Below are 26,845 nucleotides of genomic sequence, written 5' to 3'. Positions count from 1 at the left end.
ACTTATCAAAAATATGCTGTGCAACTACCTACAAGAAAAATGAAATTAACTTCATCTAATTTCAGAAAATTTTAAATATTCAATTTAATTGTTTACAATACAAAAAAATTAAACTATGATGTTATTAAACAGATTAGAGAAAGTCAAAATATAAATTTAGGAATTACATAAAGATTTGTTATCAATAACAAATAAAAAACACCTCATTATTCTAAAATGCTGATTTTTCCTTTTCTGTTTCGTTTTTTTAACAAACTTAATAAAGCCGATGGAAAAAGAAATCAGATTACAAGGAGAGATTTACATTATGCAAAGGCAAAGGACTGGAGATTTGAAGTTAATTCAGGAATTAAATCGATCAATTATATTGGATACAATTCGAAAAAAAGGACCAATTTCAAGAAGCGAAATAGCACAAATGATAAATATTAGCCCAACTACAGTTACTTCCGCTGTTTCTGAATTAATCGATGAAGGTCTTGTTTGTGAGGATGGTGTAGGTACTTCAAGTGGCGGGAGAAAACCGGTTTTGCTACGGTTCAATCCAAATACCCATTCCATTTTAGGTGTATCTATTACGAACTCCTTCATCAGGATTGCTGACATGAATCTGGAAGGGCAGATCTTGAGGAAAGAAATTCATCCTACAAATCATTTAAAGGGGGAGGATATTATTGAATTAATCCTTGACGTTGTGGAGAATTTCCTGGAACAAAAACCCAATAAAGATTATTGCCAGGGGATATCTGTTATTTCACCAGGTATTGTGGATGCTGATAAGGGCGTAATTTCATACAACACAAAACTGAATCTATATGATGTCCCTTTAAAGCAATTAATTGAGGAAAGAACCAATCTTCCAGTATTTCTAGACAATGATGCGAATGCATTTGTTTTAGCAGAGAATTATTTTGGCTTGTTTAGTAAATATAAAGACCTTCTTTATATTACGATTGGAGAAGGTATAGGTTCTGGAATGATGGTTAATGGGTCCATTTATCGTGGATTTCTTGGCAGTTCTGGTGAGATGGGCCATATGACCGTAGTTGAAGGAGGTATAAAATGTAGTTGCGGAAATAGAGGCTGTCTAGAGAATTACGTAAACTGGCCAGCCATCTACACTAGAATTGTAAGCGCAATCATAGCGCAAAGGCGGGATACTATTATAAAAGAAATGGTCTCTGATGACCTGAACAATATAAAACCGAATATTTTTGTAGAGGCACTAAATCAAGAAGATGAATTAGCATTGGAAATCATGGAAGACATTTTAAAATATTTATCCATTGTAATAATAAATACGATTCACTTTTTCAACCCGGAAGTTATTATTTTAAGTGGTGAAATTATCCAAAAAAACCCGTTATTTTTGGAAGGGATTAATGAACTTTTAGTAGCCAAAGCGATACCCACTCTCAAGGAAAAAATTAATATCCAAAGTACATCACTTGGTTCAGAGTTTGAATTGCTAGGTGCTGCTGCAGTGATACTTCATGGGAAATTTAAATTTCAAATACACTGAAGAAATTAATTGAGGAGGCGATGAAGTTAAAAATAATTTAAGCCTATGGGTTTTAACACATCATAGAATCTACATAAGATTATAAGTCATTATTTGAAGGAGGTAATTATGAAAATAAAATTATCATGTATTGTCGTAATTGTGCTGGCGGTTTTCATGGTGGGGTGCAGTAATGCTGCTGATTCTGATAAAAAGGTGATAAAAGTTGCGCTATGGGATGAAAACGTAAGTGATCAAGTTAAAGCTTCTATTAAAGCGTTCAATGAGGAACATCCGGAAGTAGAAGTCAAGGTAACATATACTCCTTGGAGTACCTATTGGACTAAATTGAAAACCAGTTTAGGTGGTGGAAACGGTCCTGATGTATTTTGGATGAACGGTCCGAACTTTTATAAATATGCCACTGATGGGTTAATTAAAAACCTAGAGCCATTCGTCAAAGAAGATGAGGAGTTTAATAAAGAAGACTATGTTTCAGCTGTAGTAGATCTATACTCTTTGGAAAGCGAACTATATGCAGCGCCTTACTTCACAGACTCTGTTGGCCTTTATTACAACAAGCAATTATTTGATGATGCTGGTGTAGATTATCCTGATGAGTCGTGGACCTGGGAAGATCTTGAAAGGCAGGGTGAGAAGCTGACTGATTCGGATAAAGGAATTTACGGCTATGCTGCACATACAACGGTAAACCAGCAAGGTTATTATAATCTTATCTATCAGGCTGGTGGTAATGTGATTAATGAAGACAAAACACAATCAGGTTTTGGATCTAAAGAGTCAAAAGAAGCTTTTGCTTTTATCAGTACTCTAATAGAAAAAGGAATCTCACCTACTACAAAAAAACAGATGGAAACAGAATCCACACAGCTGTTCATCTCTAACAAGCTAGCAATGTTGCCAGCAATTTCAGTTAACACTCCAACATTAATTGAGGCTTTAGGAGACAAATTAGGTGTTGCACCATTACCAAAAGGCAAAGAGAAAGCATCCATCGTACATGGAATCGGATGGGCAATGAATGAAAACACGAAAAATGATGATCTGGTTTGGGATCTGATTAAGAGTCTTACTAGTGAGCAAGCAAATAAAGATATTGCTGAATCAGGATATTCGATCCCAGCAATGAAAAGTACAGGTGAAATCTGGGTAGGTTCTGTTCCATCATTGGATCTTAAAGTATTACTTGACGCGCAGCAAAATGGAGGTGTAGCTTATCCAATATCAGAGCGTACTTCTGAATGGCAGGCTATAGAAACAGAAAAAATCCAGAAAGCTTTTCTGGATGGTACTTCAATTGATGATGCATTGGACGAGGTAACAGAAGGAATGAATAGGATATTAAAAGAAGAGAAAAAAGACTAATAATTTGAATGTAATGGCTCATTCCCATAAGTGGAAAGGCCATTACACCCATCCTTTCAAGGGAGGAGAGGTAAACTTGAATACTATTTCCGTTTCAAAGAATAGCAAAAGTAATGTAATAAAAAGAACAAAGAGTACTAAGAAAAAATACAATCGAGAAGCACTCTGGGCTTATCTATTTATTGCGCCAACTCTTTTTGGGCTTGCTTTATTCTATATGCTTCCTGCAGTCGCATCCTTTATTTTATCGTTAACAAAATGGGATGGAATAACTGCTCCAAAATATGTCGGATTAAATAATATCATTGTATTGTTTCAGGATTCGTCATTTATCCGTTCAATACTTAATACGTTCTTATTTACCGCCATATCTGTACCATTAACGGCTTCTATTGCGACAGTTATTGCTCTAATGCTTAATCAAAAAATCAAAGGAATGGTATTTTATAGAACGATGTATTTCCTGCCAGTGGTGACGATGCCGGTTGCTGTCGGGATGGTCTGGAAGTGGCTTTACAATACAGAATACGGATTGATCAATTATGTTTTAGGGATATTTAATCTTCCTCAGCCTTCGTGGCTGTTTGACCCAAATATTGCACTATTTTCGGTAATTCTGGTATATGTATGGATGACTATCGGAAGTAATGTCATTTTGATTCTTGCAGGTCTTCAGGGAGTTTCAAAAACATATTATGAAGCTGCTCAGATTGATGGTGCATCCAAGGTGCGACAATTTTTCAGCATAACATTACCGTTGATCACTCCAACTTTATTCTTCGTATTTATTACAGGTATGATTAATTCCCTACAAGTGTTTGACCTGATTTTCATCATGATCGGTAATAGTTCTGCACTGTTAGAACCATTGAGAACAGTAGTTTATGCCATTTACGAGTATGGTTTTAAGAATTCGGAGATGGGAATAGCATCTGCTCAGGCATTTTTACTATTCTTAGCAATATTAGCCGTTACAATTGTACAGTTCATTTTTCAAAAGAAGTGGGTCCATTACGATGGTTAAAGGAGGCATAAATAATGAAATTAAAATTCACTAATCATATCTTGCTGATTATTGGTGCTTTTATCATGATCGTCCCTTTTTTTTGGATGATCCTGACGTCGTTAAAAACATCTCCGGAAACCATGCAGGTGCCGCCGACTATTTTGCCGAAGGAACTGAAGTTTGAGAATTACCTTAACGTCTTCGAAAGTGTAGAATTTGTAAAATATTATTGGAATACCATCTTAGTAACTGTAGGAAGAACACTGTCTCAATTATTTTTATGTTCCTTGGCAGCATTCGCTTTCGCGAGGATGAACTTCCCAGGAAAGAATACAATTTTTATTTTGATTCTATCTGTCTTGATGGTGCCTATGCAAGTTATATTAATCCCTAACTATGGAATTTTATCACAACTTGGGTGGCTTGATACTTTCTATGCGTTGATTGTTCCGGGGATGTTCAGTGCATTTGGTGTCTTTTTTCTGAGACAGTTCTTTATGGGTATTCCGAAAGAACTGGATGAGGCTGCCACGATGGATGGCTGTTCGTTCTTCGGCATCTATTGGAGGATCATTATTCCGAATGCTACTCCCGCACTGATTGCACTGGCGATTTTCACCATTCTTGGGTCATGGAACGATTTTTTATGGCCACTTATTATGACAAGTTCAGAGGATATGAGAGTACTTTCTGGAGGGATTGCTGCATTCCAAGGAGAGTATTCAACTAACTATCCACTCTTAATGGCCGGTGCTGTGATGTCTACAATTCCAATGCTGATAATGTTTATCTTATTACAGAAATATCTTGTTGCTGGAATAGCACTGCAGGGGGCAAGAAAGTAAAGCCAAATGATAATGTTCAAGTAGAAAATCGGATGGAGGCATCAAGAGAATTAGCGATAGGTCTGGACATTCGAGGAACGAAAATAGGTGCAATTCTATTATCATGTGATGGAGAAATTTTTTTTGAATTTGAAGGTCAGACATCAACGAAGCGATGTTTCTGCCAATATTCTTTTAGCTATAAATTGCCTACTTACAGTACCAACTGGTTATAAAAAAGGATTAAAGGTACCGGAATAGCTCCAAAACTATATTGTTTAATCAAGTGGAAACCAAAAAATTAAAACCTGGAAGCCATATCGGTGTATTAGATGACTCAAGAATGTTCTTTCTTAATTAGGAGAAATGCTCACCTGAATACCAATTGATCTGGAAAAATAAATGATAGGGAGAGTTGACTATGTTTAATACACTTGTTATTGGAGCTGGGACGATGGGGCGTACACATGCAATTGCCTATACAAAAATGCAACATGTTACTTTGGCGGGAATTATTGATTCAAATTTTGAAAAAGCAGCTGTTCTGGCAGAACAACTAGGAACAAAAGCATTTAAAACATATGAAGAAGCAGTAGAAGGCCTGGACTTCTACATTGATGCCGTGTCCATTTGTGTGCCAACTCCGTTCCATAAACAATATGTCACAAAGGTTGCTGATGACAATAGACATGTTATTTGTGAAAAACCTTTAGCCCGAACGCTTTCGGATGCTAGGGATATGATCAATTATTGTAAAGGTAAGGGAGTGAAATTATTTGTAGGCCATGTGGTCAGGTTTTTTCCGGAATATATCAAGGCAAAGCAACTTCTTGATAAGGGGAAGATAGGGAAACCGGCGGTTGTCAGAACGACAAGAGGTGGAGCTTTCCCGATAGCTTCCAATGATTGGTACGCGGATTTTCAAAGCAGTGGCGGATTGGTTCTTGACATGATTATCCATGATTTTGATTATTTAAGATGGTGTTTTGGTGAGATAGAGCGTGTTTATGCAAAAAAATTCAGAACCAGAGATCCTGAAAACATAGAATATGCTTTAGTTACTTTGCGTTTTGAAAACGGAGTCATTGCGCATGTTGAGGGTACCTGGGCACATCAAAGTTTCATGACTAAATTTGAAATAGCTGGAAAAGAAGGAGTGATTGATTATGACAGTGATAAAGTAGCTCCAGTAGTAACAAGTAAAAAAGAAACTGCATCTAGTGAGGGAGTTTCTGTTCCTGAAAGTCCGATGAAGGATAATCCTTATTTCACTGAACTTCAGCATTTCATAAATTGCATCAATACGGATGCTGCACCAGTTGTTTCTGCAGAAGATGCTTATAAAGCTATGGAGATTTCATTTGCTGCACTTGAATCAATTGAAACAGGAAAAGCAGTTGTAATGAAAAGCAATAATGAAAGGGAGAGTGTCCAATGAGAGTTGGAATTATAAGTTTTGCTCATAGTCATGCATTTAGTTATGCAGATGCATTAAAGCAGTTAGATGGAGTCGAAATCCTTGGAATTGCGGATGAAAATCAAGAACGAGGAAAAAAGGTATCTGCCCAATTTAACACGAAATACTATGCGAATTATGCAGATTTATTGGATCAGCCTATTGAAGCAGTAGTCATTACTTCAGAAAACAGTAACCACTATGAACATGTAGTTGCAGCAGCAAAAAAAGGCAAACATATATTATGTGAGAAACCTTTAGCACATACGCTTAAGGACGCTCAGGCTATTATTGATGTATGTAAGGAACAAAACGTGATGTTGCAGACAGCTTTCCCAGTTAGATTCAACACACCTGTAGTAAAGGCGAAGCAGGTAATCGAGAGTGGGCAGCTTGGAAATATTGTTGCGATTAAAGGTACAAACCGTGGTACAAACCCTGGCAACTGGTTTGTTGATCCAGAAAAATCAGGTGGAGGAGCAGTTATTGATCATACAGTCCATGTGGTTGATATTATCCGTTGGTACACTGGAGCTGAAGTAAAAGAAGTATATGCAGAAGTTGGCAACCTGATTTCGGATTACGATATCGATGACTGTGGACTGCTGACAATGGAGTTTGATAATAATATGTTTGCAACACTGGACTGTAGCTGGTCGAGAAACGAGAGTTTTCCTACATGGGGTGACTTGACACTAGAGGTAGTGGGAACCCGTGGTACGCTCAAAGTAGATGCATTCGGACAAAAAACAAATGTTTATAATAAGGACGGTGCTAAGTGGGATTTCTGGGGTGACGACATGGATAAGGCTCTAGTGGAAGACTTTATTTCAAGTGTAAGGGATGGGAACCCCCCTTCAATTACTGGGGAAGATGGATTGAAAGCGTTATCCGTAGCTATCGCAGCATACGAGTCATCTAAGAAACAGGAACCAGTAACAATAAAATAATTGTTTTGGAGGCCTCTTTTATTGGGTCTCCTTCTTTACTCGAGTAGAGTCATAATGACTTTGAAGGTGGAATGCTTCATTAGAAGGAGTGGATTTTTTATGTTAAAAGGGATTAATCAGTGGTGCTATCCATCAGGAACTCCCCTTGAGAAGGTGTTTGAATACAGTTGGAAGGCAGGGTTTGATACAGTCGAACTGAATTTGAATTCAGAAAGTGACGTTGGGCTAAGTATGAATACAACAACCAAAGAGGCAAAAAAGATTGTGAAGCTTGCTTCATCATACAATTTGAAGCTGAAAAGTATTTCCACATCATTATTATGGGAATCGCCACTCTCCGATCCAAGTGAAACTATACGGGGAGAGGGAAGAAAGATTGTGGAGAAACTAATTGAATTAGCAGTCGCATTGGAGGCAGATACAATCCTTGTGGTCCCTGGCATAGTTAGTGAAACTACCACATATGATGAATGCTATAAACGCTCCCAGGAAGAATTAAAGAAAATCTTACCTTTTGCAGAAAAGAATCGTGTGCATATTGGCATTGAAAATGTCTGGAACAAATTTTTATTATCTCCACTTGAGATGGCACGCTACATTGATGAGTTGGATTCTGATTATGTTGGAGCATATTTCGATGTTGGTAACGTGCTGCAATTTGGTTATCCTGAACAATGGATTCGGATTTTAGAAAAACGAATTAAGAAAGTGCATGTCAAAGATTTCTGTACGGCCGTTGGAAACATTAATGGATTTGTTCCTTTATTGGCAGGTGATGTTAATTGGAAAGCTGTTTATCAAGCTTTAAGTGAGATTGGTTATGAGGACACGATTACATCGGAATTGAGCCCTCATTTAATTGATCCTTCATCTTTGGCAATAGATACGGCTAGGCATATTGATAGGATTATACAGTTAGGTAAGAAAAGGATGGAAGATATGGGGGCGAGATGATGGAGAAGGTAAAAATAGGTTGTGTTGGAGTAGGAGGAGTTGCTTCACTTCATCTAAAGAATATTGCCAACAGCAACAAAGCAGATCTCGTTGCCGTTTGTGACATTGATGAGGAAAGAGCGGTACGTGTTGGTAAACAATATGGGACTAGATATTATACAGATGCTGAAAAAATGATAGATAGTGAAGAAATTGATGCACTATTTATTTGTGTACCACCATTCGCACATGGAGATTTGGAAGAAATAGCTGCGGAAAAAGGTATCCATTTGATGGTGGAAAAGCCGGTAGGTCTCGATATGAAAAGTGTCCTCAGCAAATATGAACGGATTAAAGATTCAGGTATAATATGTGCTACTGGCTACTGCTTAAGGTACCTTGATACGGTAGGCATAGCCAAGGACTATTTACGTGATAAAAAAGTTTCAATGGCTCGCGGTCATTATCTCACTTCCTTTGTAAGTACCTCATGGTATAGAGAAATGAAAAAATCAGGAGGGCAACTCGTTGAACAATCCACACATATTGTTGATATGATTCGCTATTTAGCTGGTGATATTAAGACAGTTCATGCTAACATGAATCTTCTTTCCTCAGAAGGTATTGCTAATATTGATATTCCAGATGTATCTTCTGTTAACTTTTCACTGGAATCAGGAGCAGTTGGGCATATTGATAGTTCCTTTATTCAACCCGATCATCGGATGGGAGTAGAACTACTGGGAGATAATTTCCGTTTGTCCATTGATGGAACTGATTTAACGATTGTAGAAGAAGATCGTACCATAACGTATCATTCGAAAGTCGATTTTTATGAAGAACAGGATAATGCCTTTATTGAGGCGGTTCGTACCAAAGATATAAGTTTAATCCTTTCTGATTACAAAAATGGACTTGAGACGTTAGGGGTTACCCTTGCAGCAAATGAATCGTATGAAACGAAAGATGTTATTCATTTATAAGGAGAAAAGATGTCATTGTTAAAAGTCGATGCTAAGATTTCGTTGGGTTAGCTTGATGGGTATATGTCTTTATACCTGTATCCATGATTCAAACGAGTGCTTTTTTGCACCATACCCAATTATTCTAATGAAGGCTACTTAAGGGAAAATCATTGCCATAAGAAACACCATCCTTTCTGTAATATCATGGAAAGGATGGTGTTTCTTATGGTTAGCGAAATTTCATACGAACTAATCCTCTTTTCACAGGCCTACAACGATCCGAGTATATTTAATTGGTTATGTAAGAGATTACGCTGCACAAACCTATGAGATTTCTGACGTTCCCATTGGTCAGTTTCAAAAAGTGTGTATTAGAGTCATTATCCACAGCCTCATGGACAAACAAACTCTTTAATAGTAGGAAAATCAAGCATTAAAGGAGATAAAGAAGGCTGTGTTAAAGGTAAAGGTTGATTAATAAAATAGACAATATAAAAGCTTGAGATTGGGCATTTATGTTAAAATCAATATGAGATTGTAAAAATTTCTACATAAACTAACGGGACAGGTTAGTGAAATGATGAAATAAGAAAAAAACAATGTATGAGAGGTGCTATTATGAACAAAGTTTTTATTATCGATGGAGATAAATTTTCTAACTTTAAGGGGTTTTGTAAGGAGTTTTCAGATATAGTCCTCTCTGGAAAATATAAGTGGCGCGGAAATCTAGATGCTTTTAATGATATTTTGTTTGGAGGTTTCGGAGATATAGAAACCGAAGAACAATTTACTATTATTTGAAGGAATTCTGCTAAATCTAAAGTAGATTTGGGGTACAGTGAAACGATAGTTAAACTAAATGAGAATTTGAAAAATTGCCATCAAAGTAATGAAGAAAAAGTAATCGAAGAAATAAAGGATGCAAAATGAACAAAGGTCCTACAATATTTGACTTGATTGAAGAAATTACCCTTGAAAACGAAAATGTAACGTTGATATTAGAGTAAACCTTATTCAAGTAACGGTGCTTTAGAAAAAAATGGACAATAAAATAAATGAGCTTGGAGATACATTTCCAAGTTCATTTATTATGTAAACCATTGATGAATATTTGTGATTTCCTATTAGAGATACTTTGTAATTTTAGAAAGGATGCTTCTAAGTCTTAATGTATCTGCGGTTTCCCAAGTTCCGAGAACACTTGATAAAATAAGTATCAGCTTTTTCTTGCTTAAATCACTTTCCATTTTCCTAATGTCGAGGAACTGAAACCAGACTAAATAGAGCTGTAAATACTTCGTAGAAACGCCATTAAATCGACTTATCCATTTCTTTAATCTGGAGTGGTAATTATTAATATTGTTAAGATGGTAGATTCCTTTCTTAACATATTCTTTCTTACTGCCATTTATAATAATGTGTTCCAAATCGTTTTTAGCCGAATAAGATTTATATGAATGATGAGCATCAGAAATAAGCACCGTATCACTTTGGAAATGGGGTGTAAGGGTTATCTCGATTTGTTCGGTTAGAATTCTGCCTGAACCGACACCCTTTGAAAGAGTTGTTTTATTTCGGTCTCTTGCGACCAATACACAGACTTGCTCATTGGAGATACCTCTTTTTGACGCTGAACCACCACGTTTTCTTGATTTGCGAGTTTGGATAGTCTTTCGACCTTTATGACTCTCTAAGAAATAGGTTTCATCTACCTCTACTATTCCTTCAAATTCACCTACACTTTCTTTCGCAAGAGCAGACAACACTTTATGTCTCCAGTAAAAAGCAGTTACGTGAGTGATACCAACTATTTCGGCATTACGAAGAGATAGTCCCTTCAACATACGTTCAATAAACGCAATCCATTTGTCTGCCTTTTTTGAACGATACATAGGTGAATTTGTTAAATCACAGCTCATTTTAAGACAATCTTTGCACTTATAACGTTGGCGACCAGTCGCTTTCCATAGCGAACAACTGATATACTTCCACAATGACGGCAATGAAAGCCGTGAGAAAATTTTCTCTTCTTAATTCACCTATTAAACCTCCTTGTTGATACCACAAATGACTACGATTTATTCAAAATCAACCAAGAACTTTAAAATAGCCAAAAAGAAAGCAATCATGGAGAATTGAGAGCTATGATTGTGAATCTATCAATTGGAATATTGATTAACTATTGACGTTAAAGGGTAACACCCATTAAGATTGGATACAATTATATTGAATTCACGTATTGTAATCGCTTTATTTAGTTGATATAGTTAAAATTGTATCCAATACTTGAAAGGTGGAAGCTGAATTGGATAAGATCCATTCCAATAAAGATAAATCAACAATCGTTAAACATGTAACGAACAGCCTTAGGAAGGCGATTTTGAATGGCACGTTGAAAAAGGGCGATCGCCTTATCCAAGAGGAATGGGCTGATCGTTTGGAAGTAAGCCGAATGCCCATCCGTGAAGCCTTGACACAGCTGCAAATGGAAGGGTTGGTCGAGATGGTTCCGCATAAAGGTGCTATCGTCACACCCATAACCCGGGAAGATATTGAAGAAATCTACCATACCCGGTCACTGCTTGAAGGTCTGGCCGTCGAGAAATCGCTGCCCTTTTTAACTGAGGAGGATATGGAGAAAGTAAAAGGGATATTGATTGAAATGGAAGGACTGCAATTATCGGATGTAACCAATGAGCATTACATTCATCTAAATGCGGCGTTTCATGAAACGCTCCGAAAAGGCTGCCCTTGGCCAAGGGTTCAAAAGATGGTCGAAACGTTAGGAATATCACCCATTGCCCCTAATTTGCTGATTGATTATTATCCGCAAACGCAACGGGAGCACAGGATGATCTATGAAGCGGCACGAAGGGGCGATCCTGCAGAGCTGCGGGCAGCGGTAGAATATCACATTTTGCGGACAAAGAATAATCTTATCACTTATATGGAGCTGCTGAATACTAAAAATCATTGATAAAAGGAGTGTTCAATGTGTATGATTTTGCAATTGTTGGCGGAGGGATTGTAGGTCTATCTACAGGTATGGCCCTGTATCAGCGGTTTCCACATGCCAAAGTGGTGATCATTGAAAAAGAGGCAGTTGTTGCTGACCATCAAACAGGACATAATAGCGGTGTCATCCATTCTGGGATTTATTATAAACCTGGCAGTTTCAAGGCACGGTTTGCCCGCCAAGGAAGCCGCTCCATGACGGAATTCTGTAAAAAGTACGGCATTGAACATGATATTTGCGGTAAGGTGATTGTTGCAACGAAGCAAGAAGAAATGCCGCTCCTAGATGATTTATACACCCGCGGTTTGCAAAATGACCTGGCGATACAAAAAATCGATGTTGGTGAGTTAAAGGAAATCGAACCGCATGTTCATGGGCTTGGTGCGATTCGTGTGCCTCGGGCAGGCATCGTCAATTATCGTCAAGTCAGTGAAAAAATGGCGGATATCATCCGGGATAATGGGGGTGAGATCATGCTGAATACAAAGGTGGAGAAGATTGCCGAGAAAATTGATGAGGTCATCATCGAAACGAGCAATAAAACGATTAAGGCAAGGATGGTCATAAATTGCGCAGGCTTGCACAGTGATCGAATAGCTGCAGCAGCGGGGTATAAAACCGATATGAAAATCGTTCCCTTCCGCGGCGAATATTTTAAACTGAAACCCGAAAAACGCTATCTCGTCAAGCACTTGATTTATCCTGTTCCTAATCCTAAATTCCCTTTTTTAGGCGTGCATTTTACGCGGATGATCAGCGGGGAAGTGGATGCAGGGCCTAATGCCGTGCTAAGTTTTAAACGGGAAGGATACAAAAAAACCGACTTCAATGCAAAAGATTTAAGTGAAGTTTTACGTTATAAAGGGTTTTGGAAATTGGCCAGTAAATTCATGAAGGAAGGGATGGATGAATATATCCGTTCTTTCAGTAAAAAGCAGTTCACGAAAAGCCTGCAGGAATTGATACCCGAAATTCAAGAGGACGATTTAATCCCGGCGCCCGCTGGAGTTAGGGCTCAAGCGTTACAGGATGACGGTAATATGGTCGATGACTTTCACATCATCATGGGAAAACGTACCGTTCATGTGTGCAATGCCCCTTCACCAGCCGCCACGGCCTCGATTGAAATTGGAAAAGAGGTTGTTAACCGTATTCCGGAACAATCGCATTTAATGGAAGCGATATTCACAAAATAAAAACCTTTATGGAGAGGAAGATGCCTCATGTTTAATGGCAAAACAATATTCATTGCAGGTCATGCACGTTTACCTCAAGGGATGGCAGCAAAAAGTGTTTTTGAAACGTTGACCATCACGGCAGAAGTCGATGTTAAATATGGGGTTGTCCTCGAAGCATCGTGTACATTGGCAACTGAGCATGGACGGGCGTTTATCGGGGAATTATTAAAGGGGACCAGTTTAAAGGATGGTGTCGATGAGGCGATAGATTCAATTCAAACCTATTACCGGGGCAAAGCAGCGAATGCTTTGGTGGCTGCATTAAAGGACTTGGATAACCATTTTCAACAAATTAAAGCGGACGATCATACGAAACTATCAAGCTAGTAATCGTTCTTATTTTTCAGAATAATTTGCAAAAACCGTTGACAAAGGTTAGCAAAAAAGCTTTAATGGAGTTAAGCCAATATTTTGACATTCACACCTTTTGAAACACACCATTTCAGAATCGTGTAAAGTTCTTAATCATTGGAAACAGGAAAAATAAATCTTACATAAACTGCATATTCGCTGTGACTCTATTCCCATAGAGCAGTGAAGTGAATATAAGCCAGTTGTACATGTACTTCCTATTTACTGGGGGTAATAATGTGCGGCTGGCTTTTTATATTTCCCGTTGACTTTGTTACCTATCTTAATAACAGGAGGAATTATTCATGAACATTGCAGAAAAAAAACGGGCTAAGTTTGAAATGAAAACAGAAAACTATGAGGTGAAGGTTCACCCGCAAACCAATCGTTTGTATCACATCGAAATCTCCAAAGAATCCATTGCCGGTTTTCTCGAAGCCGTATTGAAGGATAATCAGACTGTTCAACATTTGGAATATACGCCATACGCTCGCCTCATCGTTGCATCGTATTTATTGGATCAAGTGGGATCGGAATTTGGAGAAGTTCTTCGCAGTATCGTTCATGATCGGGATTCTGGAGGGTTCACCCTCGGCCTAAATGGGGTCACTGAAAATACCGATGAATATGTATTGTTTGCCACAGCCATTTCTTACTTGCTTGGAACACCAAACCATGATGCCATGTCAGGTAAGTATTATGCGCGATTTAGTGTTCAAGATACGGATAGCAGTGATTCATACCTGCGCCAAGCCTATCGTTTATTCACGCTTCATACGGACGGAACGTTTGTGGATGAGCCGACGGACTGGCTATTGATGATGAAGATGGTCGAAGAGAATGCCCGCGGTGGAGAATCACGCCTATTGCATCTGGATGATTGGAAAGAACTTGATCATTACGTCAATCATCCCATTTCGAGTCATAAATTTACGTACAAAGCTCCAAAGAGTAAAAACATTGAACAGGAAATTGAAAGATTGACTTTCTTTAATCACAATAACCAACCAGGCGTTTGCTTTATCGATCAATTCGTTTATCCTGAATCAATCGAACAGGCCAAATACTTACGGGATTTATCTCATTCCTTGGAAAGCGATGAAAGCGTAATGGAATTGGGGCTTCCTGTTGGAGATTTAGTTGTCGTCAATAATATTTTTTGGCTTCACGGCCGTGCCGCTTTCGAAAAGGATCCGAACTTGAATCGTGAATTATTGCGCCAGCGCGGCAGATTCAACCAATAGTTTCATTTTGCACTCCCATAGATTTTTCCCTCGCTAAGAGAGTAACATCTTTACAACGGTAAGAAAAGCTTAATTTCTCGCATTTAACACCGAGAAATTAAGCTTTAGTTACGTTATTAAAGCGGCCTTTAGTTTAATAACATAGATGAATATCTTTCTATTAATCGCTTGGTTACAAGAGCTCCGAATCCAATTAACCTATATGATTCCATCATACATACAATCAACATACCAATTTCAATAAAACGAACACCCATTGCATATAAAATTAGTAAAGCAGCTCCATTGCCAAGAAGTACAACATAAAGCACAATCATCAAATAACGTTGCATAAGTATTAAACTTCTTTTTATTAATAACTCTCCAATTGGAAAGTAAAGATATCCTTACATCGATTATAAAAGATCACGACCAAATGTAAAAATATGTTTACATTTGGTCGTGCTTTTTCTTTTTCTTCTTCCAATAAGACTAGGTAACATTTAGTGCAATTCTTCACAATTCCCCCTGGATTTTAACTTATATATCCAAACCCAGTTAATGCTACTATTCAAGAAAATGGCTTTATTGTTGAACAATAATTAAAAAAACATATAATTCTTTAGTTATGGATAAATCACCATAAACGACTAGTTTTTGAACATTTAAATCTAGTAAAAACACAAGACTAACATTGTGTGCGGATAATATCCCACATTCTGTATTCACACCCTAAATGACGTCATGGTGATTGAACATCAACAGATGATTTAAACGGACTTTTGATCCAGCAGAGAGAGAAATTGCTTTGTAGCCGGTGAAAGATGTGAGCCTCGATGATAAATGTACCTAATTCCCCTTAGAAATTTTACTCCCTCTATGGGAACCTCAACTAATAATCCGCTTTTAATTTCCTGTTTAATGGAAAAATTAGAGACGATCGATACGCCAAGACCGTGAATTACGCTTTGTTTGATTGCTTCCAGGTTACTTATCTCCATATACTTTGGAAAACGGAATCCATATTCTTTAAATTCCCCATCCAAAAAATTTCGGGTAGCAGATTTATTAGGTTTCAAAACCAATGTTTCATCGATCAAATCCTTTAAAGTACACATATCTTTTTGAGCAAGCCGATGTTGGTTATTGACGATTAAAACAAGCTCATCTTGATGAAAATTTTTGAATTGAAAACGGTTTTCATCGATTGGTATTCGATCAGAGAGAACCAAAACCTCTACTTTTTTGGACTCCAGCATATGAATCAAGTGACTTGAGGATGTAATATTCATGTTAATCTTGATGCCAGGGAATTTTTTGTTGAAGTCACTGAGGATAGCGGGAAGAAGGTACACTCCAACAAAATTGCTTGCTCCAAAGGATAATGTTCCAGAAGCTAAGTTGTCTAGTTGCTTAATATGCTCTTTGGATGAATGAAATAGATTAATCATTTGTTCCGCATATGGTTTGAAATGCTCACCTTGTTTAGTTAAGAATAGCTTTTTTCCGATACGGTCAAAAAGGGGAAACCCTAAATCCCTCTCAAGACTTTGAATTTGCATACTTACAGCCGGTTGTGAACAATAAAGTTGCTCCGCCGCCAGGGTAAAGTTTAAACAATCAGATAGTGTGATAAAGGTTTGCAGCTTCATTAAGTTCATATTTCATGATCCTTCCCCTCAACTATGGCGTTTTCTTATTATTTATAAAATTATATCAAATTGTTTAATCGTTTTACGTGAAAATAAATGAACGGAGAAAATAAAAAAAGATTAGTTTTTTTATGTACAGGGGTGTTAATTAATACTCAATTACACCACTTACAAGGAAGGAAGTATTTTAAGATTACGGTTAACTATAACATTTCTTTATGATTATTGAAAAAAAATCAAATTGTTTCATAGTTTTAGATTCAATATAATGAAAGCGAATACATCAATAATACAAGGAGAATCCAAGATGATTAAAAAAAAAGATGAAAGGGATGTCACTTACTCACCATTTATGAAGAAAGGCGGGATTGAGGAATGAAAAAATGGGGAATTCCCATCGCTATTGTAGCTTTTTTATTATTGATATTCATGCCTACGCCAGAAGGAATGGAACCTGCAGCACAAAAATCAATAGCCGTATTCGTTGCTGCTTTGGTCCTTTGGGTAACTACTCCAATTCCGATATACCTAACATCGCTCATTGCAATCCTGATGCTTCCATTAATCGGAGCCGTTGAAGATCAAAAAGTGGCTTTTGGAACATTAGGGTTTGACGTTATTTGGTTAATGGTTTCCGCGTTTGTCCTCACTTCTGCAATGATGAAGTCAAATTTAGGAAGAAGATTCTCATTATGGATGGTCACGAAATTTGGTAAAACACCGAAAAGAACTTTGATTGTTTTAGTCGTTATCAATTTTGTGTTGGCGTTTTTCGTTCCGTCCACGACAGCACGAGCTACACTTATGATGCCGATTTGCTTGATTTTGCTGGAAGTTTATCGAGCAATCCCAGGGAAAAGTCCACTTGGGAAAGTTATGATGCTTCAAGGTCTCCAAGCGGATGCTCTTGCTACTTCGGGCGTCATGACGGCTACTGCTGGTAACATCATTGCAGTCGGTTTCATTAACGAGCAAGCCGGCGGTGACATCGGTTATATGGATTGGCTTTTTGCCTCTATGCCTGCCTCTATCATCACGATGGCAATCACCTTTGCGATAGGGTTAAAATTATTCTCAATAAAAGAAGAAGGTAACTTTGAAAATGTAATGGGTACGCTCCAGGATGAACTGAAGAATTTAGGTTCTTTCTCCTTAGCTGAGAAGAAAGCAACGATCATATTCCTCCTTACTGTATTCTTGTGGGCTACGGGAGACTATCAAGAAGGTTGGTTCGGTTTTGAAATCAGCACCGCACAGACTGCGGTTATTGCAGCACTCCTTTGCTTGCTTCCAAAAGTCGGAATGCTTGAATGGAAAGATGCGAACATCAAATGGGAACTCATGATTTTCGCTGCAGGTGCCTATGCTGCAGGAAATGCATTGGACGATTCTGGAGGAGCAGTATGGCTAATCAGTAAGTTAGTTGATGGTTTAGGGATAGACCAAATGAGTCATACGATGGTAGCTGTAGTTGTCATTTTCCTAAGTATGTACAGCCATCTCATCTTTACGAGTAAAACTGTGAGAGTTACGATTTTGATCCCAGCCTTCATCGCTTTGGCTAAAACATTGGGTATGGATCCTGTACCTCTTGCACTAGCTGCTGCCATGACTATGACCTATACAATCACGCTTCCGCCACATTCGAAAGTTAATACGATTTATTTTTCAACAGGATACTTTTCTGTCTTGGATCAAATGAAGTATGCGGTTGTTACTTGCTTTATTGGCGCTTCCGTTATCAGTCTATTATATTTTACTTGGTTTAACGTGCTGGGGTTATAACATTAGGAGGAAAGCATTATGTTGAAAAGAAAAGTTATCATGGCAATTGCTGATGGATTAGGGGATCGCCCCCATCCTTTATTAGAATATAAAACTCCATTGGAATACGCTCAAACACCGAATCTAGATCGCCTAGCTTCTGAAGGGATAACGGGTATGATGAATCCAATTAGTTCCGGCATTCCCGTAGGAACGGATATGGGACATTTAATTTTATTCGGTTATCAGCCTCATCATTATCCTGGACGAGGACCTATTGAGGCTATAGGCATCGGTATGCAAGTCGAGCCTGGAGATATTGTATTTCGGTGTAATTTTGCCACGGTCGATGAGAACGGAATTGTTGTCGATCGACGTGCAGGGAGAATTCGCGAGAAAACCGACGAAATTGCTGAAGCTATTAATGGAATAGAGATTGAAGATGGGATAGAAGTCTTTTTTAAACCAGCTACGGAACATCGAGCTGTGTTAATCCTGCGTGGAAATGGATTAAGCGATAAAATTAGTGACTCCGATCCTAAAGCCCCGCACGACGGTAAACCTTATCATCAGGTAGAACCTATGGACGCATCGAAGGAAGCTGCAAGAACAGCAACTATTTTAAATATGCTTCTTAAGAAGTCCCATGCCATATTATCATCCCACCCAATTAATATGAAGCGCAATGCTGAGGGGAAGTTACCCGCTAACTTTATTTTGACAAGGGGAGCTGGAAAAATGGTGAAGCTGGAACCAATTGTTCAACAACTAAAAGTTAAAGGAAGCTGTATTGCAGGAGAAAGTACGGTATTAGGTGTTGCCCAACTAGCCGGCTTTAAGCCGATTACCGATAGCAGTATGACAGGAAATATAGACACAAATGTAGAATTAAAAGCGCGACTAGCTCTTGAAGAGATTGCAAAACAAGATATGGTCTACGTCCATATTAAGGCGCCTGATGTTAAAGGCCATGATAATGAACCATTTGAAAAAGCAAAAGCAATTGAACTTTTCGATCAGATGGTCGGGCTTATTGTCCAGGATTTACCTGAAAATGTCTATTTGGCTTTGGCTGCTGACCATTCTACGCCTTGTGAAGTCGGAGAGCATACAGGTGAACCCGTTCCGATCCTCATTCATGGCCCTGGAATTCGGAGAGATCGTATCATGCAATATAGTGAACTGGATTGCGCCCATGGGGGATTAGGGCATTTAACCGGGAATGAATTTATAAGAACACTGCATGGATTAATAGGAGTTGTAAAAAAACAAGGTAATTAGGATATAAAAGAGGTTTTTGAAATGCAGAGAATTACTAATGATTTACTGGAAATGGTTTATAAAAAGGCTTTTAGATTAGGGGTAGATCAATAATTTATTTTCTGGATAGAAAAAGAGATCAAAAAAGAAAAGGAGGGGGCACGATGGAAAGAAAATTAGGTATTAGTGATACAAAGAATAGGACGTATATTGGTTAGATAAATTTTGTCTGATCCAAATAATACCTTTAATTTAATAGCAATCAATTCCATTTATCCGGCAGAACCGTCGCTCATTTATTGAAATATGATTCTGTTCATGGAACCTGGGATATTGACATCTCAGGACAAAATGAAAATCTATTAATAAGATTCAACCAATAGTTTCATTTTGCACTCCCATAGATTTTTCCATCCCCAATTGGATAAAGATCAATGCTGATGCCCTAAAGGGTAGAGCAGCATTGATCTTTTTTTTGACGCCTATCAAACAAAGGTGAACCTATTTTTCCAAAGCACCTCTTACATCATACATATCCAGATCGATATCCAAATCCCTATCAAGTGCAAGGTTTGCAAGTTGTGAGCCAATATAAGGACCCATCGTTAAACCGGAAGCTCCCAGGCCATTCGCTATGATTATCCCTTGCCAATCAGGCAGCGGGCCGATAACTGGCAGGAACCCTGGCGTGAAAGGACGAAAGCCGACCCTTGCTTCGACGAACGAACTATCTGCCAAACCAGGAGCGGTATTCATTGCTTTATTGAAAACCTCCTGCAAACCTCCGGCGGTCACTCGGTTGTCGAACACTTCCGTATTTTCATGGGTAGCGCCGGCAACGATTTTATTATGATCGAATGCGAGGAGATATTGATCACTAGGAGGCATGACAACCGGCCAGTTATCGGTTCCCTCAATCGGCGAATCAAGATGGATGATTTGGGCCTTCTGAAAGCTGACTTTAAAGTTCACACCAAGAGGCTTAAGCAAGCCCGATGCCCATGCCCCCGCACAAACGATCACTTGATCAGCAGATATGAATTTGCCTTCGAAGGTTACACCATTGACCTGTGAATCTTCATATGAAAGAATGGCCTCACCATACATTAACTTAGCGCCGTTTTTTTGCGATGAACGCAGTAAAGAATCGCGAAGTGCCCTACCATCCACCCGAGCGGCCCCACTTACATGAACAGCAGCATATTCACTGGAAAGAGGTGGGAATAACTCCTTTGTTTCCAAAGGGGATAGTAGGGTGATCGTGCCCATCTCCGGAGCGTCTTCTTTCCGTTTTTCGGCTCTCTCCTTCATCGCCATCAGTTTTCCTTCTTCCGTATGTAAACTGACGGCTCCGACTTGGGCATAACCAGTCTCGGTTTCCCCATCCCGTTTCAGTTCATCAATCAGTCCAGGATAAAAAGCCGCTCCATTTTTAGCAAGGTGGTACCAAGCCTTGTTACGTCTTTGCGATATCCAAGGACATACGATTCCTGCAGCGGCGGAGGTTGCCTGTCCATCATCCTGACGATCAATGATGATCACTTCAGCCCCCGCTTTAGCAAGCTGATAGGCAGTGGAGGCTCCGAGGATCCCTGCTCCTACGACAATGATTTTTTGCATGTTCAACATCTCATTTCTCTATTTGTATACCTGCTGTACCATTACTATAACGAAGCCTTGGTACGATTTCCACATTAGTATTGTAATTTGTTTCACAAAGTTATTTTCTAAGCTGTGGATATGCTATGATGGAAATTGCATAAGCTTGAAAAGATACGAGGAGGACATCATATGTTAAGAAAACGAATGGAAGCATACATATCAAAATCCATCACCAATAACAAGGTGGAGCTATTTAATGAAGAAAAGGAGTATTCGGAAAAGCATAAATTAATTACGGAAGATAGCACTATAGTGGTAAAGGAAAATACATCACGTTTTGTCGATGCTTATATCGAACGCAGTAATAAAGAGAGTGAAGAATTGATTGCCATCGAGAATGCTTCATTCTTGGCCCAGCCGATTGACTACTTTAAAAAAAATAAAGATGAATTCCTTTATTTTGAATCGGAATGGTTCGAACTTATCGGAGTTGAGGCCCTTTCTATCGAGGTAGATGATGTATTCGGTACCTATAATGCGATGTTCGGGTTGAAACTTCAGAAAAAAATGGGTGATGTCTTAAAAACGTATTTAAAAAAGGAGCTTCAAGAAGACATTGGTTCATTCAGTTTAATGTTTAACCCGGGTGACGGCCTTTGGGATGTCAACTTTGCCTTGAATAACGTCAAAGGGTTTCGAGAAGACCTATCATTAGAAGATGCTTTTCATTTAATTTATCATTTTCTTTTTATCCTTGTTCAAACAGTCGAAGAAGAAATATAAGTGCAAGTAACGCTATCCTTTGGATGGCGTTATTTTAATTTTTCGAGACAGTAATAAGGAATTGGAAAACAACCAATAGACGGGAATAAAATATTCATGTTCCTGGTACATTTCTCATAAAAACATTTCCACTATGATTTTCCCCCTTTTGTATATCTGCTCTGCCATAAAAATTCCCCAATGATATATTCGCAAAACTTCCTTGGTCTTTCAGTGGCATTCAGCTTGCTGGGACTGGAAAATTCATTAACTTTTTTTAAAGGTATGGCACAACTTTAATGAACATGTGCCAAATTGCATGAAACTCATGTTTTTGATTATTGCAGACATCCATTTTATCTATTATATTATACACAAATGCGCCATATCGCATTTATGTGCTTTTAAACCCAACACCAAATCAATTAGCTTCGGCATAATAGAAAAGTAAACAGTGAAAGAAGGGATATGAAATGTCAACTTCAAAACAAATCACTCCTGCACAAAAAATGAGCGGGGATTCGCCCCAAAACTTGTGCAATTAAACGATGAAGTGTTATTTGGAGAAGTATGGGAGCGTAAGGAGCTTTCTCCACGTGATCGCAGTTTCATTACCGTATCTTCATTAATAGTTGGTGGAAATACGGATTTCATTTAAACAAGGCAAAAGAAAATGGCCTTGCAGAAGAAGAATTGGTAGAAGTCATGACCCACCTTGCTTTCTATGCTGGTTGGCCAAAAGCGATGTCAGCGATTACGGTTGCAAAAGAATCGTTTTCAAAAGAGAAATAAGAAAATATAGGTTCATTAAGAAAGGATGTCATTTTAACATGTCTACTATTCAAGATAAAGTTGTAATCATTACGGGTGCTTCTAGTGGAATTGGCGAAGCTACTGCAAAGGACCTAACATCCAAGGGTGCCAAGCTGGTACTTGCTGCACGTCGTGAAGACCGACTTAAGGCATTACATGAAGAGATACTGAAGAGTGGCGGACAAGCCATTTATAAGGTGACGGATGTTACTTCCCATGAACAAATGGAAGAGCTGGCTGAGTATGCGCTAAAAGAGTATGGTAAAATCGATGTTTTAGTCAATAATGCAGGTGTCATGCCACAAGCATTTCTTTTCAATAAAAAAGTTGATGAATGGGATAAAATGATTGACGTCAATATTAAAGGGGTTTTGTATGCCATTGCTGCCGTACTCCCATCCATGAGGGAACGTAAATCAGGGCATATCATTAATCTTTCTTCGGTAGCGGGACACAACGTCTACCCAGGGGGAACGGTATATTGCGGCACCAAACATGCAGTAAGAGCCATTTCTGAAGGCTTACGACAAGAAGAGGCAATGAGCGGTACCAATCTCCGTGTTACAAATGTATCTCCAGGGGCTGTTAGCAGCGAATTGCTAACGACTACTACAGATCCGGAGATGAAAGCGGGGTTGGATGAATTTTACAAAACGGCAATTGATGCGGAAATCATCGCCCGCACCATTGCCTTTGCCATTGAGCAGCCTTCTGATGTAGCCATAAATGAAATGATAATCCGGCCAACTGTACAAATGGGCTAATCATATATAATTGTTCGGATCCTGTTTTGGAGGTTTTTAACATGGGCAGTAAGCGCCGTCCATATATGGTTTGCCATATGTCGTCTTTCAACAAAAAAGGAGGAAACATTTAATGAAAAATGAACAACTAAACAATAGCGCAATTTTTCCATTGGGACAAAAAGTTGAAAAAAACTTTATCGGTGATGCCTACTTACATATGGTGTTTACCGATCCGAAGCCACTCAATACTTCTATCGGTAATGTAACCTTTTCACCTGGAGCACGCAATAACTGGCACTCCCACAATGTTGGACAAGTATTGCTGATTACCAGCGGAGAGGGTTGGTATCAAGAAGAAGGGAAGCCGGCCCAATTCCTTAAAACCGGTGATGTGGTGAATATCCCTCCGAATGTCAAACATTGGCATGGTGCGACAAAAGACAGTTGGTTCGTCCACTTAGCCATGACCCCTGGTGAAACGGTCTGGTTAGAAGCCGTTGATGATGAAACGTATCACAATTTATAAAACTAACGCATCGAATGACTAAATTCGATGCGTTATTCTTTTATTATGGTTGCTGTGTGATGCCATCCTTTGGGTGGCTTTTTTACCTTTTCCATGCGGTGGAACTTTCATCGTTTAGCGAAAAATTCAGAAGGTGGGAGGAGTACTAAGGATTTCCTCTAGGCATATTACAGTAATTCTTTTCAACAATCGGAGGGAGAAGTGCTGAATGAAGTCAAACGAAGCTCTTCTAGCATCATCCTCCGAAAATGGGATGTTCTTTTGCATGTTGTCATAACTGTATGTACAGGCACTTATTTAATAATATTCCTGTCTTTTTCATGTTTAACGTCAATAGTTAAAAAAAACATTCTTGATTTTGTTGTAAAATAAAGGGGATTACTTTTCGTTTCATTAGGAGGAAACAATGGATATAAGACTTTTGAAACCATTAGATGCTGAAAATTATCGAAATGTAAGATTGGAAGGTTTACGAAAGAATGCTGAATCATTCGGTTCAAGCTATGAGGAGGAAAAAGAGAATTCAATAGAAACATATAAGAGTCGCTTGCAATCGGATGTATCTTTTACCTTTGGTGCATTTGAACAGGGAAAACTTGTCGGTGCTGTTACTTTGGTCAGAGAAAATAAACGTAAACTAAAACATAAAGCCCATATCTTTGCCATGTACGTTTCACCTGAAAACCGTGGTAGGGGAATTGGAAAGAGCTTGATGGTAGAAGCAATTAAGAAGGCAAACGATTTGGAAGGAATTGAGCAGGTTTATTTAACTGTGGTAACAACTAATGAATCAGCCAAAAAACTGTATTCTTATTTTGGTTTTGAGCTGTTTGGTAGAGAAAAGAGAGCATTGAAATTAGATCAGGCATATTTTGATGAAGATCATATGGTTTTGTTTCTTTAAAACCATTGTTAGCAAACCAACGGATGCAAAAGAGGATAGGTAGATACTGATCCAATCACTCAATCGAGTAATACGAAACCCTCCTGAATCTTTTTCATTTCAGGAGGGCTTTTCATATAAACCTTTTCGCTTCCATGTCCCGAAATAGGTTACCTGCATACGGACCTAATGAAGCGAAATCATGAAGTTCAATTCAGGTGAACGCCTAAAAACGCAATAGCAGGCGCTCGATAAATTAGCATGGAAAGGTTACTTTTCTTTGTCGTGAAGACGATCTTCATATTCGGTTTCCAGCATACCATACAGACCATTCATTTCCTGTTCATCTGGGTCGGCCCCAAAGTCGTTCGTGATTTTTTTCTTTTTATCATCATTCTTTTCTTGTTGATCATTATTCTTACCCAAACATATCACCTCCAATCACTAGTGTTTCTCCATGTCAATATAAATATACCTTCATGGCAAAAAGCGAGTTCCCGGTTAGATGGGCAAAGTTTTCATTAGTTGGCGATTCATCTAAATAGCCGGCATTTTTAGTTTGAGCAATTAAAATGCTATTCTAAATAGTTATTACTTTAACTTTTTGTTAAACTATAAATATATAACCTAGAGATTACGGAGAGAGCATGTGAAGAAAAAACGTAAGAAATCAAAGAAGTTGTTAGTTATACTGAGCTTGGTTTTGGCCTTTTTGGTCATGAAGCAGGTCATGCAAAACCCATTTAACGGAAATGTATCCACATCGATACCCCCTCTGGATTCTTTTGCGAATGTAAAGAAATATAGTCCCATTATCCAAGATGAGTTGAAAAAATACGGGCTTGAAGAACATACTTCAACATTGATTGCCTTGATGCAGCAAGAAAGCCGAGGGCGCGGCGGTGATCCCATGCAGTCATCTGAATCTGCCGGACTGGACCCCAATACCATTACAGACCCAAACGAAAGCATAAAGTATGGCGTGAAGCATTTCAGAAGGATCAATGAATATGGCAATGAAAAGAACGTTGATTTTGACACGATCATTCAAGCCTATAACATGGGAATTGGTTATATTGATTACATAGCAAAAAAAGGGGGGAAGCATACGGAAGAGCTAGCCAAGCAATTCTCCATGATTCAAGTGGAAAAGGACCCTGCGCTCTATGATTGCGGCGGGGACAAGGACAATTTCCGCTATCCGTATTGCTACGGTGATTATACGTACAGCGAAAAAGTGACCAAGAACATTGAAGAGCTGGCAGACAGTATTTCAGCTCAAGCGGACAGTGAGTAAGGATATCCTTGCAATAGATTCACCTGTTTACAATTGACTTGCCTGCCAAATTTCTGGCAGGTTTTTTTATCTCTGACGTAATAAGGAAAGGAGGTCTTCATGTTTATAGAAATGCCCTGATTGTAACACGGTTTGAGCAAGCAGATCATCCATTGAATCCAATAAATTGGTCAAAGCTTGTTGGACTGACCCATTTTCGAACACATCCAATGGGACGGGGAGCTCGTCTTCATCCAAGATAAAGTGATCGCCATCCGGAAGGACCAATATATCAATGATCAGGTCTTCAAAAGTTACCAACTTGTCCAGAATGGAAGTGTTTTTCACCATATTGAAATATGAACCGACATATTGTCCTTGCTTGTTTCTCCAAATGTACAAATTATAGGGGCGATGCCGCCAATAATAAGCAATCGTATAGCTTCCTTTCGAGATCGTTAATTCGGTTTCCGGGGTGTTCATCGTGAAAGAATCGTTGACTTCGTGAAAAAGCACAACTTCATCTTCATCTGCCGCTAAACAGATGCAAGGATGATCCACGATTAAAGAGTCGTAGCGGATTTTTCTTTCTATCATTTCGTCACGACGTTGAATCGTAAATGCACTTATATGGACCATTTTTCATCTTCCTCCTTATCATGCGATTTTGATTATGTATTTCAGTGTAGCCCTGAACAGGTTTCGTTTCTAT

The 26,845-nt window shown here is 38.6% G+C and carries 25 protein-coding genes and 2 pseudogenes; 21 read left to right on the top strand and 6 right to left on the bottom strand.

The window, feature by feature from the left end; all coding sequences use genetic code 11:
- The first annotated feature begins 307 nt into the window (after positions 1-307).
- The 9 genes from MHI53_RS12325 (at position 308) to MHI53_RS12285 (ending at position 9,822) form a co-directional block, all read left to right on the top strand.
- Complete coding sequence (locus MHI53_RS12325) at positions 308-1,522, top strand: ROK family transcriptional regulator (RefSeq protein WP_340373613.1); 1,215 nt, start codon at positions 308-310, stop codon at positions 1,520-1,522.
- Between the two features lie 108 nt (positions 1,523-1,630).
- The gene (locus MHI53_RS12320; protein WP_340373612.1) at positions 1,631-2,887 is read left to right on the top strand and encodes a sugar ABC transporter substrate-binding protein; all 1,257 of its coding nucleotides are present in this window, start codon (positions 1,631-1,633) and stop codon (positions 2,885-2,887) included.
- An 85-nt stretch (positions 2,888-2,972) separates the two neighbouring features.
- Positions 2,973-3,911 (top strand): sugar ABC transporter permease, encoded by a 939-nt coding sequence (locus tag MHI53_RS12315; protein WP_340373681.1) that lies wholly within the window; start codon positions 2,973-2,975, stop codon positions 3,909-3,911.
- 14 nt (positions 3,912-3,925) lie between these two features.
- Positions 3,926-4,738, top strand: a complete 813-nt coding sequence (locus MHI53_RS12310; protein WP_340373611.1) for a carbohydrate ABC transporter permease — start codon at positions 3,926-3,928, stop codon at positions 4,736-4,738.
- Positions 4,739-5,138: 400 nt separating this feature from the next.
- A complete protein-coding gene (locus MHI53_RS12305) occupies positions 5,139-6,155 on the top strand; it encodes a Gfo/Idh/MocA family oxidoreductase (protein WP_340373610.1) in 1,017 nt (338 codons plus the stop codon).
- On the top strand, positions 6,152-7,123 hold the full coding sequence (locus MHI53_RS12300) for a Gfo/Idh/MocA family oxidoreductase (RefSeq protein ID WP_340373609.1): 972 nt from the start codon (positions 6,152-6,154) through the stop codon (positions 7,121-7,123). Before MHI53_RS12305 ends, MHI53_RS12300 begins: the two co-directional genes overlap by 4 nt.
- Before the next feature lie 99 nt (positions 7,124-7,222).
- Complete coding sequence (locus MHI53_RS12295) at positions 7,223-8,077, top strand: sugar phosphate isomerase/epimerase family protein (RefSeq protein WP_340373608.1); 855 nt, start codon at positions 7,223-7,225, stop codon at positions 8,075-8,077.
- The gene (locus MHI53_RS12290) at positions 8,077-9,039 is read left to right on the top strand and encodes a Gfo/Idh/MocA family oxidoreductase (RefSeq protein WP_340373607.1); all 963 of its coding nucleotides are present in this window, start codon (positions 8,077-8,079) and stop codon (positions 9,037-9,039) included. The genes MHI53_RS12295 and MHI53_RS12290 overlap by 1 nt, the downstream gene beginning before the upstream one ends.
- A 600-nt stretch (positions 9,040-9,639) precedes the next feature.
- A complete protein-coding gene (locus tag MHI53_RS12285; RefSeq protein WP_340373606.1) occupies positions 9,640-9,822 on the top strand; it encodes a hypothetical protein in 183 nt (60 codons plus the stop codon).
- Positions 9,823-10,145: 323 nt separating this feature from the next.
- On the opposite strand, the pseudogene MHI53_RS12280 reads toward MHI53_RS12285, so the two are convergent.
- Positions 10,146-11,079, bottom strand: a pseudogene (locus MHI53_RS12280) (IS1595 family transposase); the annotation flags it as partial.
- Positions 11,080-11,326: 247 nt separating this feature from the next.
- Here MHI53_RS12280 and MHI53_RS12275 point away from each other — a divergent pair.
- The 4 genes from MHI53_RS12275 to glaH all read left to right on the top strand — a co-directional run bounded on the left by MHI53_RS12275 (position 11,327) and on the right by glaH (position 14,870).
- On the top strand, positions 11,327-11,998 hold the full coding sequence (locus tag MHI53_RS12275; protein WP_340373605.1) for a GntR family transcriptional regulator: 672 nt from the start codon (positions 11,327-11,329) through the stop codon (positions 11,996-11,998).
- Positions 11,999-12,015: 17 nt separating this feature from the next.
- Positions 12,016-13,233, top strand: a complete 1,218-nt coding sequence (gene lhgO / locus MHI53_RS12270; protein WP_340373604.1) for an L-2-hydroxyglutarate oxidase — start codon at positions 12,016-12,018, stop codon at positions 13,231-13,233.
- 27 nt (positions 13,234-13,260) lie between these two features.
- Complete coding sequence (locus tag MHI53_RS12265) at positions 13,261-13,602, top strand: DUF3870 domain-containing protein (RefSeq protein WP_061142871.1); 342 nt, start codon at positions 13,261-13,263, stop codon at positions 13,600-13,602.
- A gap of 329 nt (positions 13,603-13,931) precedes the next feature.
- Complete coding sequence (gene glaH, locus MHI53_RS12260; protein WP_061142870.1) at positions 13,932-14,870, top strand: glutarate dioxygenase GlaH; 939 nt, start codon at positions 13,932-13,934, stop codon at positions 14,868-14,870.
- Positions 14,871-14,998: 128 nt separating this feature from the next.
- On the opposite strand, the gene MHI53_RS12255 is transcribed toward glaH, so the two are convergent.
- Together MHI53_RS12255 and MHI53_RS12250 are read right to left on the bottom strand one after the other, a co-directional pair.
- The gene (locus tag MHI53_RS12255) at positions 14,999-15,202 is read right to left on the bottom strand and encodes a hypothetical protein (protein WP_185113098.1); all 204 of its coding nucleotides are present in this window, start codon (positions 15,200-15,202) and stop codon (positions 14,999-15,001) included.
- A 417-nt stretch (positions 15,203-15,619) separates the two neighbouring features.
- The gene (locus MHI53_RS12250) at positions 15,620-16,510 is read right to left on the bottom strand and encodes a LysR family transcriptional regulator (RefSeq protein WP_340373603.1); all 891 of its coding nucleotides are present in this window, start codon (positions 16,508-16,510) and stop codon (positions 15,620-15,622) included.
- Positions 16,511-16,876: 366 nt separating this feature from the next.
- Here MHI53_RS12250 and MHI53_RS12245 point away from each other — a divergent pair, with 366 nt between their 5' ends.
- Together MHI53_RS12245 and MHI53_RS12240 are read left to right on the top strand one after the other, a co-directional pair.
- Positions 16,877-18,286, top strand: a complete 1,410-nt coding sequence (locus tag MHI53_RS12245) for a DASS family sodium-coupled anion symporter (protein WP_061142868.1) — start codon at positions 16,877-16,879, stop codon at positions 18,284-18,286.
- 18 nt (positions 18,287-18,304) lie between these two features.
- Positions 18,305-19,546, top strand: a complete 1,242-nt coding sequence (locus tag MHI53_RS12240; protein ID WP_061142867.1) for a 2,3-bisphosphoglycerate-independent phosphoglycerate mutase — start codon at positions 18,305-18,307, stop codon at positions 19,544-19,546.
- 480 nt (positions 19,547-20,026) lie between these two features.
- Here the strand turns inward: MHI53_RS12240 and MHI53_RS12235 are convergent, their stop codons facing one another.
- Complete coding sequence (locus MHI53_RS12235; protein ID WP_061142866.1) at positions 20,027-21,145, bottom strand: FAD-dependent oxidoreductase; 1,119 nt, start codon at positions 21,143-21,145, stop codon at positions 20,027-20,029.
- A gap of 171 nt (positions 21,146-21,316) precedes the next feature.
- On the opposite strand from MHI53_RS12235, the gene MHI53_RS12230 reads away from it, so the two are divergent.
- The 5 genes and pseudogenes from MHI53_RS12230 (at position 21,317) to MHI53_RS12210 (ending at position 24,878) form a co-directional block, all read left to right on the top strand.
- A complete protein-coding gene (locus MHI53_RS12230; RefSeq protein ID WP_061142865.1) occupies positions 21,317-21,910 on the top strand; it encodes a hypothetical protein in 594 nt (197 codons plus the stop codon).
- A 514-nt stretch (positions 21,911-22,424) separates the two neighbouring features.
- Positions 22,425-22,681 (top strand): annotated as a pseudogene (locus tag MHI53_RS12225) (carboxymuconolactone decarboxylase family protein).
- A gap of 38 nt (positions 22,682-22,719) precedes the next feature.
- Positions 22,720-23,466, top strand: a complete 747-nt coding sequence (locus tag MHI53_RS12220; protein ID WP_340373602.1) for an SDR family oxidoreductase — start codon at positions 22,720-22,722, stop codon at positions 23,464-23,466.
- Positions 23,467-23,578: 112 nt separating this feature from the next.
- A complete protein-coding gene (locus MHI53_RS12215) occupies positions 23,579-23,974 on the top strand; it encodes a cupin domain-containing protein (RefSeq protein WP_340373601.1) in 396 nt (131 codons plus the stop codon).
- Positions 23,975-24,380: 406 nt separating this feature from the next.
- On the top strand, positions 24,381-24,878 hold the full coding sequence (locus tag MHI53_RS12210; RefSeq protein ID WP_061142862.1) for a GNAT family N-acetyltransferase: 498 nt from the start codon (positions 24,381-24,383) through the stop codon (positions 24,876-24,878).
- A gap of 249 nt (positions 24,879-25,127) precedes the next feature.
- Here the strand turns inward: MHI53_RS12210 and MHI53_RS12205 are convergent, their stop codons facing one another.
- The gene (locus MHI53_RS12205) at positions 25,128-25,283 is read right to left on the bottom strand and encodes a DUF4021 domain-containing protein (RefSeq protein WP_100530237.1); all 156 of its coding nucleotides are present in this window, start codon (positions 25,281-25,283) and stop codon (positions 25,128-25,130) included.
- A 223-nt stretch (positions 25,284-25,506) separates the two neighbouring features.
- Here MHI53_RS12205 and MHI53_RS12200 point away from each other — a divergent pair, with 223 nt between their 5' ends.
- Positions 25,507-26,154: a lysozyme family protein gene (locus tag MHI53_RS12200; protein WP_340373600.1), complete on the top strand. Its 648-nt coding sequence runs from the start codon at positions 25,507-25,509 to the stop codon at positions 26,152-26,154.
- Positions 26,155-26,220: 66 nt separating this feature from the next.
- Here the strand turns inward: MHI53_RS12200 and MHI53_RS12195 are convergent, their stop codons facing one another.
- Positions 26,221-26,772 (bottom strand): DUF402 domain-containing protein, encoded by a 552-nt coding sequence (locus tag MHI53_RS12195; RefSeq protein WP_340373599.1) that lies wholly within the window; start codon positions 26,770-26,772, stop codon positions 26,221-26,223.
- Positions 26,773-26,845: the final 73 nt, after the last annotated feature.

The organism is Peribacillus sp. FSL E2-0218 (genome assembly GCF_037992945.1).
Lineage (GTDB): Bacteria > Bacillota > Bacilli > Bacillales > DSM-1321 > Peribacillus > Peribacillus simplex_B.
This window is presented reverse-complemented; position numbering and strand designations above follow the sequence as displayed.